Raw genomic sequence first — 14,583 nt, forward strand, 5'->3', positions numbered from 1 at the left:
GTTACGACCGCGCGAGCTTACAAAGGACGACCGATAGCGTTGCAGACGCTGGCGTTGTTGATGTCCAGGTTGTTGCCCGAAGTGTTGGTGATGAAGTTGGCGGTCACAGCGGTTTTCCAGGCGTTAGGCACAGCGACGAACTTGTGGGCCTGAGTCGCAGTGTTGTTGCCCGGGTTGCTGTAGTGCTGAGTCAGGAAAGCTTTGACGTCCGCGGCCACGGCTGCATCCTTGTAGCACTGACCGAAGATGAAGTTGGTGTAGGCAGCCAGTTTGTAACCCGAAGCCGGGTTAGCAACCACTGGCGACCACTTGGACGGATCGGCAGCATCGATAGCATTCGCCGGAGGATTGACCGACGACAGCGCCAGCGTCACGTTGAGCGCAGTCGGCTGAACACCGTTGACGCGAGCAACAACAGCGTTGCTGGTGGCATCGACGCCGTCCGGACCTACATAACCGATGGAACCGTCAACCGCGTTCACGGCAGTGGCAACTTCGGAAGTGTTGGCGACGCCGACCCAGTTCGAAGGCAGAGCGATGCCGCCGATACGAGCGCTGGTGAAGGTGGAGTTGGTCGCAAACTGAGTCGGGCAGACCGAGTTCAGGTGACGAGTCAGGATTTCCGAAGTGCCGCTGGAAACGTTGCGATAAACAACGCGGATCGTGGTCGCGTCGGAAGTACCCAGCAGAGCACCCCAGGTGGTTTTCTGGCCCGAGAACACTTCGCACAGCTGAGCGCTGGTCAGGTTCAGCGCGGTCTGGCCGGCTTTTTTGTATGGGATGGCAACCGAAGTGGCCACCGACGGCAGTTGAATCAACGGGCCGTACGAAGCGTTGTAAGTGTTCTTGTAGGTGCTGAGTTCCGCAGCGCTGAGGATCGAGTCGCTACCGGCGAAATGCACGGTGCCGGTGGTGCTGAAGCCGGCCGGGTTGTTGGTCAGGAAAGCGGTCTTGCCACCGCCGCTGCCGATGGCCGCGTAGCTGAAGTTGGCAGGCAGGATGCTGTCGGCCGAACCTTTGTACAGAGCGGCTGGCAGAGTTGCACCGCCACCGGTAACGGCCATGGCTTGAGCGGAAGCCAGGGCGGCGACGGTCAGGGAAGCGGCGATCAGAGTGCGCTTGAACATGAAGAATCTCCTTTTCAACGATGGTTGTGAACACAGGTTTTCAGGGGTCTTGCATGACACTGGGAAGACTCACCGCTGACCTTCGCAAGCGGGGTCCGTGGTTAAGTCGCACTGAGAAATTCGCATCTTGCGGTGACAGATAAAGGAAAAAACCTCGGGAGCTGCGCGGGGTTTTTCAGGGAGTTTTCTCGGGTGTTTGCGGGAGATTGAGAGGGGTCTGGATCAGCGGTTTGGCGCAATCAGGCTACAGCCGTTGAAGGCTGGTTGCAGATGACAGAAAGGAGAACCCGAGGATGGTTCTTTTGAGGGTCGGGTGATGCTGAAGTATTGGAAAAAAGTCTGAATTATTTGTTGTTCTGACGGGCGCCTTCGCGAGCAAGCCCGCTCCCACAGGTTCTTGTGGTGTGACATATATTGCATTAACAACTCTGTCCCCTGTGGGAGCGGGCTTGCTCGCGAAGAGGCCAGACCAGACGACCTCGGAATCAGCTACTGCACCAACTGATTGATCTCGATGATCGGCAACAACACCGCCATCACAATCACCAGCACCACCCCTCCCATCACCACGATCATCAGCGGTTCGAGCAACGCGGTCATGCCCATCGCCCGGCGCTCGATATCGCGGGACAGCGTTTGCGCCGCCCGTTCGAGCATCGGCGGCAGTGCACCGGTTTTCTCGCCGCTGGCGATCAGGTGAATCAGCACCGGCGGAAACACGTTCTCCACCCGCAACGCCGCCGCAAGATTCACCCCTTCGCGCACCTTGGCCGTGGCGTCGCTGACACTCAGGCTCAAGCGATCATTGGATAACGTCTGCCGCGCCGCCTCCAGCGCCCGCAACAACGGCACCCCGGCACCGCCGAGAATCGCCAGGGTCGAGGCGAATCGCGCAGTGTTCAGGCCCAACACGAACCGTCCGATCAGCGGCAGTTTCAACACCCGATGATGCCAACTCAAACGTGCCGCCGGATTGCGCAGATACAGGCGCCAGCTCCAGAAAACACCGGCGATCAGCGCCGCACACAACCAACCCCATGCGCGAATGAAATCACTGGCGGTGAGCATCGCCAACGTCAGCCCCGGCAAGTCCTGCCGCGCCTGGGAAAACGCACTGACCACCTGCGGCACCACGTAACTGAGCAGGAAAATTACAATGCCGATCGACACCAGCCCGACCACACCCGGATAGATGAAAGCGGTGAGGATCTTGCCGCGCAGGTTATTGCGCTCCTCGATGTAATCCGCCAGCCGCTCCATCACCTGCGCCAGATCGCCGGACTCCTCCCCCGCAGCGATCAACGCGCGGTAGATCTCCGGAAAGTCCCGTGGTCGCGCCGCCAGCGATTCCGCCAGACGCATGCCGCTGCGCACATCGGCGCGCACCGCACTGAGGGTGTGGGCGATGTGTTTTTTCTCGGCCTGCTCCACCGTCGCGCTGAGCGCCGCTTCCAACGGCAGGCTGGCACCGAGCAGGCTCGCCAGTTGGCGGGTGGCCCAGGCCAGATCGTTGTCCGACATACGCGCACTGAACAGACCTCCGCCGCCATGCTGGGCGACGTTGCTTTCCTTGTGCACCGACAACGCGGTCAAACCACGGCTGCGCAACACGCCGAACGCCGCGCCCTGGCTGTCCGCCTCCAGGTGCCCGGACTCGATCTTGCCGGTAGCGTCGGCGGCTTCAAAACGATAGCGATTCATCAGGCGTCTCGAGTGACACGGAGGATTTCTTCAGGCGCGGTGGCGCCGCTGCGAATCCAGCGCTCGCCGTCCTCGCGCAGGCTGAACATCCCGGCCTTGGACGCTGCCGCACGCAAAGCCTGCTCCCCTGCCCCTTGGTGAATCAGGGTGCGGATGTCGTCGTCGATACAGAACAATTCGTGGATGCCGGTACGGCCGCTGTAACCGGTGTGATTACACGCCACGCAACCCACCGGGCGCCAGGTGCCCGGCGCTGCCGGGTCTTGCTGTTTGCACTGATTGCAAAGGCGCCGCACCAGCCGCTGGGCCAGAACGCCGAGCATCGACGAAGCGAGCAGAAACGGCTCGACACCCATGTCGATCAAGCGGTTGACCGCCGACACCGCGTCGTTGGTGTGCAGCGTCGCCAGCACCAGGTGCCCGGTGAGCGAGGCCTGCACGGCGATTTGAGCGGTTTCCAGATCGCGGATTTCGCCAATCATGATGATGTCCGGGTCTTGCCGCAGGATCGCCCGCAATGCCAGGGCGAAGGTCATGTCGATCTTGGCGTTGACCTGAATCTGGCTGATCCCCGGCAGGTCGTATTCCACCGGGTCTTCGACGGTGAGGATATTGCTGGTGCTGGCATCGAGGCGTCCCAGCGCGGCGTAGAGGCTGGTGGTCTTGCCGCTGCCGGTGGGGCCGGTGACCAGCACGATACCGTGGGGCTGGCGGATCAGGTGATCGAGTCTGGCCAGCACCTGCGCGTCCATGCCGAGGGTTTCCAGGTGCAAACGCCCGGCCTGTTTGTCGAGCAAACGCATCACCACCCGCTCGCCATGCCCGGTGGGCACGGTCGACACGCGAATATCGATCGGTCGCCCAGCCACGCGCAGCGCGATACGACCGTCCTGCGGCAGGCGTTTTTCGGCGATGTCGAGTTGCGCCATGATCTTGATCCGCGACACCAGCGCACCGTGCAGCGCCTTGCGCGGCGAAACCACGTCACGCAGGGTGCCGTCGACCCGGTAGCGCACCACCGAATGGGTTTCGAACGGTTCGATGTGAATGTCGCTGGCCTCATCGCGGGCGGCCTGGGTGAGCAAGGCGTTGATCATGCGGATCACCGGCGCACCGTCCTGAGTGTCGAGCAGGTCGGTGATTTCCGGCATGTCCTGCATCAGCCGGTCGAGATCCACTTCATTTTCTGCTGCGCCAACCACAGCGGCGGCGCTGCCGGTGTCGGCGTAGGCCGTGGCGAGCAGGCCATCGAGTTCGTCGTCGCGCACGCGCTTGAGCGACGTCTCACCGAACTGCCGCCGCACCTCGCTGATCGACCAGCCCGGCGTCGATGGGCACACGGTCAGCACGCCGTCGCACAACAGAATGCGCTGGGCCTTGGCCCAGGCGTAGGGAAGCGAACTCATCTCAAAACCTCCCCAATCTCTCTGCCTGGAGGTGTTCCTGTGGTGAGGGGATTTCTTATGGAGAGCGGATTTCTTGTGGTGAGGGGATTTATCCCCGATGGGCTGCGCAGCAGCCCCGAAACCTGATATCCGAATACATCTGACTGACCGCGTGCATAGGTTTTGGGGCCGCTTCGCTGCCCATCGGGGATAAATCCCCTCACTACAGGGTTACTTCTCAGATTGAGGACTCTGTTCAAAAGCGCGTGCTCCCTTCAATCGGCACAGCCTTGATCGTCGCTCTCGGCCCCGTCCCCGGCACCACCGCCGGCACCCCCTGCGCCGCCGTCGGCAACTGCGGCGCCTGCATGTCCGGCATTGCCCAGCTGCGCTCCGGTTGCAGCCCGCCCTGGGCGCGGCGCATGAAGTCGTAGCGGTTGAGGGTGATGCTGCGCCCCGCTTCGCTGTCGCGGATGATGTACGGGCGCAGGAACACCATCAGGTTGGTCTTGCTGATTGCCCGGCGTTCGTTGCGAAACAGCGCGCCGATCCCCGGCAACGTCCCCAGCCATGGCACCGCTTCGTTGCTCTGGCTGTAGCCGTCCTGCAGCAAGCCGCCGAGGACCATGATCTGGCCATCGTCGAGCAGGATGCTGGTGTCGATCGCGCGCTTGTTGGTGACGATCCCCGCTGACGTCGCGCTGGCCGAAGCGCGTTCGTCGATGCTGCTGACCTCCTGATAGATATCAAGCTTGACCGTGCCGCCCTCGGAAATCTGCGGCCGCACGTTGAGCTTCAACCCCACCTCTTCCCGGGTCACGGTCTGGAACGGGTTGTTGCTGGTGCCACCGCCGCCAGTCACGTAGCTACCGCTGACAAACGGAATGGTCTGGCCGACAAAAATGCTCGCCGCTTCGTTATCGAGGGTCAGCAGGTTCGGCGTCGACAGCACGTTGGTGCCGCCCTTGCTCTTCAGCGCCCGGGCCAAGACTTTCAGGTCGAGGATCTTGCCGATGCCGGGGATGTCGACAGTGCCGTTGACGTAGCCGAGGTTCAAACCCTGCGGCAGCACATCGAGACTGGTCTTGCCGTTGAGGTTGATCCCCGAACCACCAAGATTCGCCCCGCCAATCACACCTTTACCGCCGAGATTACCGGTCTGCCACTGCACACCGAATTCGCTGGCATCGTCCTCGCCGACCTCAACAATCAGGCTCTCGATCACCACTTGCGCGCGGCGCTGGTCGAGCAGATCAATGACCTCGCGCAGGTTGCGATACAACGGCTCCGGCGCGGAAATCAGCAAGGTGTTGGTGGTCGCATCAGCCTGAATCGTCACCCCGCCGGCGCTGAACGCAACGTTCTGCTCACTGGCCTGACTGCCGCCACTGCCAGTCGAACTGCTGCCCTGCGCGTAACTGCCGCCGGTACTGCCAGTGCTCGACGTGGTCGAAGTGTTGCCGCTGGTTTGCGTGCCGCTCTGCGCGCTCGAACCGCCATTGTTGTTGCCATTGCTGCCCATGGCACTGAGCACCGAGCGCGCACTGTCGCTGGTGCCGCTGTCGCTCTCGCCAGTCAGCAGCCCCCGCAGGGCCTGCGCCAGTTTCGCCGCTTGCGCGTTACGCAGATAAACCACGTGCAGGTTGCTTGGATTGCTCTGCGCGTTGTCGAGTTTGTAGATCAGATTGCGCGCCAGCTCGGTGCGCTCGGGGCTGCCGGCACGGATGATGATGGTATTGGAGCGCGGGTCGCCGATCACCGCGATTTTCTGCGTCGGATCGTTGCCCGGCGCGTCGAGCAGATCCGCGACCATCGGCGCGATGTCGGCGGCGATGCCGTTCTGGATCTGCACCACGTCGGTGTCGATCGCACTCGGGGTGTCGATGGTCTGGATCAACTGGGCGACGCGCGTGAGGTTCTCGGCGTAATCGGTGACGACGATGGTGTTGTTGCCGGGGTAGGCATTGATCGGATTGTTCGGCGACACGATCGGGCGCAACACCGGAATCAGGTTCACCGCGTTCTCGTATTGCAGGCGAAAGGTGCGCGTGAGCATGCCATTGCCGGCCGGTTTGTCCGGGCTGTAGATCGGCCCGCCGAGCAGTTTCGCGTCGGCCTCCGGCACCACCTGGGCGACGCCGCCGACATCGACCACGCTGAAACCCTGCATGCGCAACGCCGCGAGCAGCATGTCGTAGGCCTGGCGTGCCGGCACCTGACCTTCCGACACCAGCGTCAGGCTGCCCTTGACCCGAGGGTCGACCAGAAACTGCTGGCCGGTGGAACGCGACAACGCGCGCACCACCGCTTGAATGTCGGCATCGACAAAATTCAGCGTCACCGGCTGATCGCCCAGCGGATTGCTCGGCAGTGTGCTGCCGCGCGGGGCGCCGCCACTGCGCGCGCGTTCGGTGATGTTGTGCATCTGCCGTGGTTGCGGCGCGGTTTGTGCCTGGGCGCGTTGCCGATCGAGCAGCGCATCACCGCTGCGTTGGGTGTTGGCCAGTGGCCGACCGAGTTCGCTGTCCACCAGCAACGGCGGCTGGTTCGGCGGCGTGGTGGTGTTGCTGCACGCGCTCAACGCCATCAGCAGCATCGGCAACGCCATGCGCGCCGGTTTGGATCCTGACCCTTTCATGAAGCTTCCTTAGCGCCCAGCGCCTGATCCATGCGAACGGTGCCTGACAATGTGCCGGCAGTGACTTCGGTCGAAGCGTTGTCGGCGCGTTGCAGACGGGCCTCGACCACTTGCAGATAAAGCTGTGCCGGAGTGCTCAACAGCCAGTCGAGCACTGCATCGGCCGGCGCCGCGTCGAACGTCAACTGCCACGCGCCGGCCTCCCCGGCCTGCAATTGGTAGTGTCCGGCCAAGCCGCTGGCCTGCAGCGTCTGCTCAAGCGACTGCGCCAGACTTTGCCCTTCGGGGCGCACGCTGACCTCGCGCAGCAGCACTTCAAGCGCTTCGGTCTGCGCGCGCAGCTTTGGCGTTTCGACTTGCCAGTAAGTGATTTTTTTCAGCGGTGGCTGGATCAGCGCGCCCCACACCAACAGCGCCAGCAGCACCGCCGCCATGCCGCCGACCATACGTTTTTCGCGCAGGGCCAACGCTTGCCAGCGCACTTGAAGCTGCGTGCTGAAACGCTGCCAGCGAGCGCGGTACACCGCGAGCGATGCCTTATTCATCTTCTGCTCCGCTGTCGTCAGTGCTTTCATCGGGAGTGGAGATTTCGTCGCTCGGGCGCAGCAGCCAGCCTTCATCGTCAGCCGTCGCACTGATCCCGACCTGGGCCAATGCGGCTTGCCAGTCCTTGTCCTTATCATTGGCGCTGCGCCGGGCGTCGGCCAGCAGACTCAACTGCAAGGTGCCGTCGACAAACGTCAGGCGCTCGACCGTGCCGGCCATGAACGGCATGCCACTGCCGGCCTGCAACACCAGCCGATTGAACGGCTGCGCCGGATCCTCCGCCGCGCCCTTCTGCCGCGCCGCCAATTGCTGACGGGCCTGCTGCAGCGGATTGAGGATCACCGGCAACTCGGGAAAGGCCTGCTTCACCCTCTGCGCCATCTGCATCTTGAGCTGCTGACCCTGACTGGCTTCGCGGGCGGCATACAGGTTCAAGCCTATGACCCATACCGCCACCGCCAAGGCGCACAGCCCCAACGCCCGGCCCCAACCGCGATGCTCGCTGCGCTGCTGTTGCACCGCACTCTGCAGGCCCCAACCGGGCAATGGCCCGGTCCAGCGCTGCGCCTCGGCCATCGGCAATTGCGCTTCCGGCGGTGGCGTCGAACCGATCCAGTGCAGCGGCGTGCCGCAGGTCAGCAGCCAATCGCCAATCTCCTCGTCGAACAGCGGCTGCACCCGCGCCACCTGCACGCTTTCGCGCAGCAACAAATGGCCATCCTGCCGACAGGCCACCGTGCCCGGCAGCACCGGCAAGCTGTACGCCGCCGGGTACAAGCCACGTAGATTCAGACCGGCCTGCTTCAGCAATTGCCCCAGATGCTGCAAGCGCTGATGCGGCGCCCAGGCGATCTGCACCTGCCCCGCTTCATCCCGCGAACTATGTGCGATGTGCATGTCGTTGCTGTCGCCGAGCATCAAGGCCTGCGCCGCGCATTGCACCGCCGCTGCGGTCTTGTTGGCCGGCAATGGCGGCAGGTCGATGCTCGCCAGCAGGCTATCCGCCGGATGCAGAAAAACGCTGAGCGGTGGCTGCTTCGGTAGCTGCCCCAGTTGGCTAAAGGTCTGGCGCTGCTCACGAATGACCTGCCCCTGACGGTCCAGCCACGCGCAATCCATTTCACTGTCGAGACTCAACTGCGCCAGTGGCGGCAAACTCACACGCAACTGACTCATACGCCCACCCGCGACCAGATCACTTGCGGCAAACGATCCTCGCTGCGATGCAACAATGCGTCGAGACTGACCCGACGCTGATCACGCCGCGCCTCGCCGCGCAGACGAAACCAGTCGCTGGTGATGCCGACCTTGACGCTGGTCAGCTCCAGGTTCGGCATGCGCAAGCGGTTGACAAAATCGCCACGGTTGATGAACCAGCGCCCGGCATCGCGCTCATTGATCAGCGCCTGCGCGCGCTCCAGCGACAACCCCGGCACATACGCGGCCAACACCGGTGCAGTGGCGGTATTGCCATTGAGCCAAGTGGTCGCCGGAATCACCGTCAGGTACGGCGCCAGTTTGCCGATGACCGCCTCATTCACGCCCTCGACGCTGCGCAGATCATCGACGCTGCGCAGCATCGGCAACTTCGGATTCTGCGGCTTGCGCGACGCATTCGGCGACGTGGCGCGGCCACTGTCAAAGCCGTTTTTGCTCGCGGTGTTTTCGGCAATCTGCGGGTTCAACAGATACGGATAAGAGCCGATCACCCGCTGACTGATGCGCTGACTCAACCCGGTGCTGATGCCGATCAACTCGCACAGCCGCTGAAACGCCTGCACCTGCGCTTCATCGACACGCTCGTTGGCCACCAGATTGCGCAGGTTGAACTTGCCCTGCTCATCCTCCAGCCGCCCGTCGAAACCCTGCGCATTCAAGCGCTGCGCCCACGACTGATCGAGCCGGGTCAACGGATCACGCTGCCGCGCATCCCAGAGCAATTGCCGGCTGATCTCCAGCCCACCGTGCAACACCCAGCGCCCCTGCACCCGCTGCTGATCCGCCTCCAGCGCACGGGTCGAAACGCTCTGCCGGGTCAACATCCCCGCCGCAATCACCGCGACCACCGCCGCAATCAACAGCGCACTGATGATCGCCATCCCCTGCTGGTTCGATTGGCTATTCATCACCGGCCTTACAGCTGCCAGGAACCGATATCGGCATTCACGCCGTCGCCGTCAGGCTGACCGTCGGCACCAAGGGAAAAGATATCGATCTCGCCGTTGGCGCCGGGGTTGAGGTACTGATAAGGCCGCCCCCACGGGTCATTCGGCAAACGCTCCAGGTACGAACGCCAGTTGCTGTTCTTCGCATCCGCCGGCCGCTCCACCAGCACTTTCAGCCCCTGCGTCATGCTCGGGTAAGTGCCGTGATCGAGGCGATACAACTTCAGCGCCTGCATCAAACCGCCAATATCCTGCTTGGCCGCCGTGGCCCGCGCCTGATCCGGCCGATCCAGCACCTTGGGCACCACCATCGCCGCCAGAATCCCGAGAATCACCACCACCACCATGATCTCGATCAGGGTAAAACCCTGCTGCCCACCGGGCATCCGGCTCGGTCGTCCGGGCTGTTTGAACTGCGCGATATCCATCTCGACATTCCCTTGGCTTGATTCGATTCGACGCGCAGTGTTGCAAGAAGATATGTCAGGGATGTTGAAAATCCTCGGGAGTTTTCGTCGTCAAGCCGTCAAGGACGGGGGTTAGGGTCGAGGGCTGTATTCTGGTTCTGGGCCATTTATGCGCGCGTGTTCCCGAGAAGCGGGTTTCACCCTGATTGAAGTGCTGGTGGCGCTGGCGATCATTGCCGTGGCCATGTCGGCGGCCGTGCGCGTGGCCGGGTTGATGACCCAAAGCAGCGGAGTTCTGCGTGATCGTTCGGTGGCGATGATTGCGGCGCAGAGCCGGATGGCCGAGCTGCAACTGGAAGGTCGATTGCCGACTGGCGTGAAAGCTGTTGATTGTGATCAGGGACGCCTGCTATTGCGCTGCGAACAAGCCATCGCCACAGCCGAAAACGGCCGATTGCTCAAGGTCGGCATCCAGGTCTTCAACCGCAACCAGGACACCCCGCCCCTAGCCCGCCTGGAAACCCTGTTGAACCGCCCCCTGTAGGAGCTGCCGAAGGCTGCGATCTTTTGACTTTGATCTTTTAAAACCAAAATCAAAAGATCGTCCGATCGCGGCCCGAGCCTCCGGCAGCTCCTACACAAACATCTCAGGCAACAAAAACAACGCATGCCCCACACGATATCCGCAATCAGCCTGAAACCCTGTGGGAGCGAGCCTGCTCGCGAAGGCGCCAGAATGAACACCCGATCAATAACCAAGTGTCCCCGACACCTACATCACCCCGGCAACTGCAAATTATCCAAAGCCCGATTCACCGCCAACTCCCCGAGCATGATCAACTGCGCAATCCCCGCCAGCGCATGACGCTGCGACACCGGCAACAAGCTGGCAATGTTCTGCGCGAGGGTTTTGGCCGAAGCGAGTGTTTCACTGGCATCGACCAGCAGCTCCTCGGTTTTGTTGTCCGCCGTCACGGCATACATCCCACGGTGTTTACGTGGGGGCGGCGTGGAACCGGGCGGACAGAGGTAATGGTCGAGCGCGCGGTCGGCGGCTTCGTGGAGCTTTTTGGAATCGATAGATTCGTAGGGGGAAACCGAGGCGGTTTCGGGTGGGTTGGGTGTTGGTTTGATCATGGTGAAGCTCCATTTTTATACCTGGTGGAACCACCAAAACCCGTCGCTAAACAAGTAAGGGTGGCAGCTGTACGCGGGTTAGCGAACCGAGAGGTATAAGACCCGGCAGACCCGAAGGTCTCCCACGCACAGCTACCATATCGTCGTCGCAAACGTCTGCGACAAACTGGAGCGTCGTTGCACTTATACCTAGTCGGGTCGCTAAACCCGGTCGCTGGGTTGCCAGCGACACGTAGACAATAAAGACCAGGTACAAAGCGCACAAGCCGGCGGATTCTGGCGTAGCTGTAGGCAAAGGCGCAAGGATATGTAGCCTGAGAGAGTGACTGGAGATGTCTTTTTAAACGCTGACGTTTATTGGGGCCTTGCTGCGCCGCTCCCCCTTTACTGGACCGGGTCCTTTCCCCCAGTACAAAAATGACGAGCACTCATAACCGAGCATAGGCAGCTTCGAAATCACGGAGTGCTTGGTCTACTTTGTATCGAAGCATCAGCGATGCGGAAAGCTTCACCATTGCTTCAAACAGGACATGCCCTGATTGAATCTGGCATTGACCAACACAATGTCCCGCGTACTCGCCAGGCTCATACGCGTAAACAGTGTAAAAAACCCTGCCTGACTGCTCCCGACTCAATCCCGCGGTGAGATGTGTGACAGAGCTATCCGCCACTTGGGGCTCAGGTCGTGAAAACTCCAAGACATCATCGAACGGAATGAACATCGCTGAAGCGGACATCACAAATAGACTCGCGATATCCAATGCCTCCTCAACGTTTTTGAGCTCAGGTGTGGCGTACTCGTGCTCAAGAAAATTTCGCATGTCGACCACTTTACGCAACAGACTGGGAGCCAATAACCCAAGCGCCCTTACTCGCTCGATCTTCTTCGGCACGTTCCACCTAAGTGATTGATAGCCAAAAGAGATCAGCAATTGGTCAAGCTGCCCGACAATGGCGCGTTTCACATTAGTCGTTGCATTGACAAGAGCTGCCAATCCACCCCGTTCAAAATCCTCTTCTGCCAAAGTCAAAAATTCAATTGGCGAAATTTTCAGATCCATCATTCCGAAATCACCGCCGCCCAACGCGACTCCACTTTTGCTCATATCAAATCGATGAGCGGCGCAAAACTCTTTGATATCCATCTCAACTCCTGGCTATTTGGCGGCTCAAAGGTAGATGTCGGGAATCAGGGTATCAGCGACAACAAGGCTTACACGGCCAATTAGACAGTGCTATTTCTTCGAGCATATCTGGACGTCATCCTGGGTTTTCAGTGCCGTGTCGATACCTAACCGGTACCTGCAGTAATCAATAATCCACGCCCGCTCCTCTGGTGTCAGGCGCTCTACCTTCCTGATCTCCCCATCGTTTGCGTGGATGTTGTAAAACTTTATATGGAGCGTGGGGTGCTTCTTGATGAAAACAATGGTCTCGATGTCTCCGTCCTCAAGGGCATCGTAGTAGCCGACATAGAGCATGACCATCACGGCGAGGATCGCCGCGATTAAAAGCTTTTTCATTCCTGCGGCACCGAAGGTTGAAGGTGATGGGTTTTGGCTTTGATGTGTCTGACCGGTTCGGTACTTAATCTGAACGGTGGTAGCTATGTCAGCGTAATGAGCCAACTGGCTGGCCATGTGCTACTTTTTCAATGCTTCTCATCACCGATCTTTACAGGAGTGAGTATGTTTACTGACATCAAGCCAGGTCCTAAGCCAAAACGCGAAGACGGCAAGGAAGATCGCAGACGGCATGTGAACCCACCCAACGATAAAAAACACCCGACGTTGCCTATTCACAAGCATAAGCCTGGAGACTAGCTGCAGATTGGCAGCCTCTGTAATCGAAATTACTCTGGGACGAATCCCTTCTCAAAGAATGGATTCGTCCCCTGTGACCGATCGATCGCTTATTTATCGAGCAACCTTATTATCAGGTCACTTGAGTATTCCTGATTTACCCACTGCAACCAGCACAACCATCGCAGAAAGCAGCGCTATTGCGCTCCATTGCATCCATACAAGTTTCTGCCTGAGTGAGGCCGGAAAGCTCGCTACATCTTCGGTGCTGAGCGTGCCGCGTCTAATGTAGAAATTCGTAAACGTAACGAGACCAGAGGCGCCACCTACCAAAAGCAATCTGCCCCAAGCGCCTCCGTGCTTCAGCGCCGCTAACCTAGTGCCGGCAGAGCTGTTTTTGAGGTGCTCAAGGATCACGTCCATCTTGATGTGGGCAATGTAGAGGGCAATCCCGATCCAGATGATCATCGAGATAATCACTACACCACACAACCCTCCAACTATCAGTTCAGCGGTATTCATTTAGTCACCTCGTAAATCACTTCGCCGAACATTTCACCGCCGGCCCCTCCTACCGCCCCGCCAGCAAATGAGCCTGCCGCTACAACTACCACGCCGCAAGCAAGGGTTCCCAATCCACCGGTAGGCACGCCGAGTCCCACGCAGATTGCACCGACCACAGGAGCAGTTAGCACTGCTCCTGTCATTGCACCACCGGCCACCCCGCCAATGAAGCTACCGCCCTCTGTGTACTTAATCTTTTCACAGGCGTCTTTGTTGCCTGCCGCACAGACTTCTTGAACCTTCATATAAGACGCCCCGCCACCTACGGCTGTACCAATCCAGCCACCGTACTTAACAACCTTGGCTGCTCTGGCGACACTTTCCGTATGAGTGGCGTAGCCAGGAATCTGCCCCGGAGCCCCCGCAAGACTCCAGTGATGCACTAGACTTTTGCTAGAAATCCCGAGGGCTGATTTCAGGCTTGGGTGATCAGGGAATCCGATGCCCTTTCTGGTTAACCCGGTGAGTTGTCTATCGAGCTTGGCAAACAATCGCGCACGTTCAGCGAAGAACTCTGAGCTACGCAAGTGACCGTCACGCTGAAAACTTTTCTGGTGCAACGCTTCGATTTCCTTCAGCGAAGTTTTCACGTCCTCCAGGTTCTTGGCGAAAATCGATTCACCCACACCGATTGATGTTGAACCTTGCGAAAGAATGGATTCAATCTCGCTCCGATAGCGAACCATGAAGCTGGCCTCTTCGTCGCTCATAGGTTTGAGTGCCGCATCCACCTTCTGAGCCGCTTCCATGAGCAACGCTTCTTCACGCGTGCACTGCGGATTGTTCGGATCACTCAACACGATAAGTTGACCGGGCTTGGCATAACCGGTGACGTGAGGGTTGAGGCGCGTGAACTTCTCAAGCGTTGCACCATCCGGCTTATCGAACAGTGCAGCCTCAAGCGCAGAGCGTGGCATGACTTGCTGAACGATGTAGAAACCCGGCTCCGCTGGTGCCTTCGCAGCAGCCGGTTTCTCCGCCGGTTCCTGAGGGTATTCCGCCCAGTACTTGGCGTGCAGGTCGGTCGGTTCTACGCCGCGATAGACCTTTTTTCTTGGTGGGTTAGGTAGCGCGGGCTTTGGTACGTTTCCATATTCACTCATGCATCATC

General features: G+C 60.1%; 14 protein-coding genes. 1 reads left to right on the forward strand and 13 read right to left on the reverse strand.

The window, feature by feature from the left end; all coding sequences use genetic code 11:
* Window positions 1-17: 17 nt before the first annotated feature.
* The 8 genes from E4T63_RS15715 to gspG form a co-directional block, all read right to left on the reverse strand.
* A complete protein-coding gene (locus E4T63_RS15715; protein ID WP_135295954.1) occupies window positions 18-1,127 on the reverse strand; it encodes a substrate-binding domain-containing protein in 1,110 nt (369 codons plus the stop codon).
* Between the two features lie 489 nt (window positions 1,128-1,616).
* The gene (gene gspF / locus E4T63_RS15720; RefSeq protein WP_007961842.1) at window positions 1,617-2,828 is read right to left on the reverse strand and encodes a type II secretion system inner membrane protein GspF; all 1,212 of its coding nucleotides are present in this window, start codon (window positions 2,826-2,828) and stop codon (window positions 1,617-1,619) included.
* Entirely contained in the window at window positions 2,828-4,234 is a 1,407-nt protein-coding gene (gene gspE, locus E4T63_RS15725) for a type II secretion system ATPase GspE (RefSeq protein ID WP_135295955.1), read from the reverse strand. The genes gspF and gspE overlap by 1 nt, the downstream gene beginning before the upstream one ends.
* 235 nt (window positions 4,235-4,469) lie before the next feature.
* Window positions 4,470-6,851, reverse strand: a complete 2,382-nt coding sequence (gene gspD / locus E4T63_RS15730) for a type II secretion system secretin GspD (RefSeq protein WP_135295956.1) — start codon at window positions 6,849-6,851, stop codon at window positions 4,470-4,472.
* Window positions 6,848-7,396: a type II secretion system protein GspM gene (gspM, locus tag E4T63_RS15735; protein WP_135295957.1), complete on the reverse strand. Its 549-nt coding sequence runs from the start codon at window positions 7,394-7,396 to the stop codon at window positions 6,848-6,850. The genes gspD and gspM overlap by 4 nt, the downstream gene beginning before the upstream one ends.
* Complete coding sequence (gene gspL / locus E4T63_RS15740; RefSeq protein ID WP_135295958.1) at window positions 7,389-8,573, reverse strand: type II secretion system protein GspL; 1,185 nt, start codon at window positions 8,571-8,573, stop codon at window positions 7,389-7,391. Before gspL ends, gspM begins: the two co-directional genes overlap by 8 nt.
* On the reverse strand, window positions 8,570-9,523 hold the full coding sequence (gene gspK / locus E4T63_RS15745; protein ID WP_135295959.1) for a type II secretion system minor pseudopilin GspK: 954 nt from the start codon (window positions 9,521-9,523) through the stop codon (window positions 8,570-8,572). The genes gspL and gspK overlap by 4 nt, the downstream gene beginning before the upstream one ends.
* 8 nt (window positions 9,524-9,531) lie before the next feature.
* Complete coding sequence (gene gspG, locus E4T63_RS15750) at window positions 9,532-9,990, reverse strand: type II secretion system major pseudopilin GspG (RefSeq protein ID WP_135295960.1); 459 nt, start codon at window positions 9,988-9,990, stop codon at window positions 9,532-9,534.
* 148 nt (window positions 9,991-10,138) lie between these two features.
* Between gspG and gspI the strand changes: the two genes are divergently transcribed.
* On the forward strand, window positions 10,139-10,513 hold the full coding sequence (gene gspI / locus E4T63_RS15755; RefSeq protein ID WP_135295961.1) for a type II secretion system minor pseudopilin GspI: 375 nt from the start codon (window positions 10,139-10,141) through the stop codon (window positions 10,511-10,513).
* A 233-nt stretch (window positions 10,514-10,746) separates the two neighbouring features.
* On the opposite strand, the gene E4T63_RS15760 is transcribed toward gspI, so the two are convergent.
* The 5 genes from E4T63_RS15760 to E4T63_RS15780 form a co-directional block, all read right to left on the reverse strand.
* Complete coding sequence (locus E4T63_RS15760; protein WP_007968533.1) at window positions 10,747-11,106, reverse strand: DUF6124 family protein; 360 nt, start codon at window positions 11,104-11,106, stop codon at window positions 10,747-10,749.
* A 428-nt stretch (window positions 11,107-11,534) separates the two neighbouring features.
* On the reverse strand, window positions 11,535-12,251 hold the full coding sequence (locus tag E4T63_RS15765) for a hypothetical protein (RefSeq protein ID WP_135295962.1): 717 nt from the start codon (window positions 12,249-12,251) through the stop codon (window positions 11,535-11,537).
* Between the two features lie 90 nt (window positions 12,252-12,341).
* Window positions 12,342-12,629, reverse strand: a complete 288-nt coding sequence (locus E4T63_RS15770) for a hypothetical protein (protein ID WP_135296935.1) — start codon at window positions 12,627-12,629, stop codon at window positions 12,342-12,344.
* Between the two features lie 417 nt (window positions 12,630-13,046).
* The gene (locus E4T63_RS15775; protein WP_135295963.1) at window positions 13,047-13,430 is read right to left on the reverse strand and encodes a hypothetical protein; all 384 of its coding nucleotides are present in this window, start codon (window positions 13,428-13,430) and stop codon (window positions 13,047-13,049) included.
* Entirely contained in the window at window positions 13,427-14,575 is a 1,149-nt protein-coding gene (locus E4T63_RS15780; protein WP_135295964.1) for a hypothetical protein, read from the reverse strand. The genes E4T63_RS15775 and E4T63_RS15780 overlap by 4 nt, the downstream gene beginning before the upstream one ends.
* Between the last annotated feature and the right edge of the window lie 8 nt (window positions 14,576-14,583).

Origin of the sequence: Pseudomonas fluorescens (genome assembly GCF_004683905.1) — a bacterium.
Classification (GTDB): domain Bacteria; phylum Pseudomonadota; class Gammaproteobacteria; order Pseudomonadales; family Pseudomonadaceae; genus Aquipseudomonas; species Aquipseudomonas putida_A.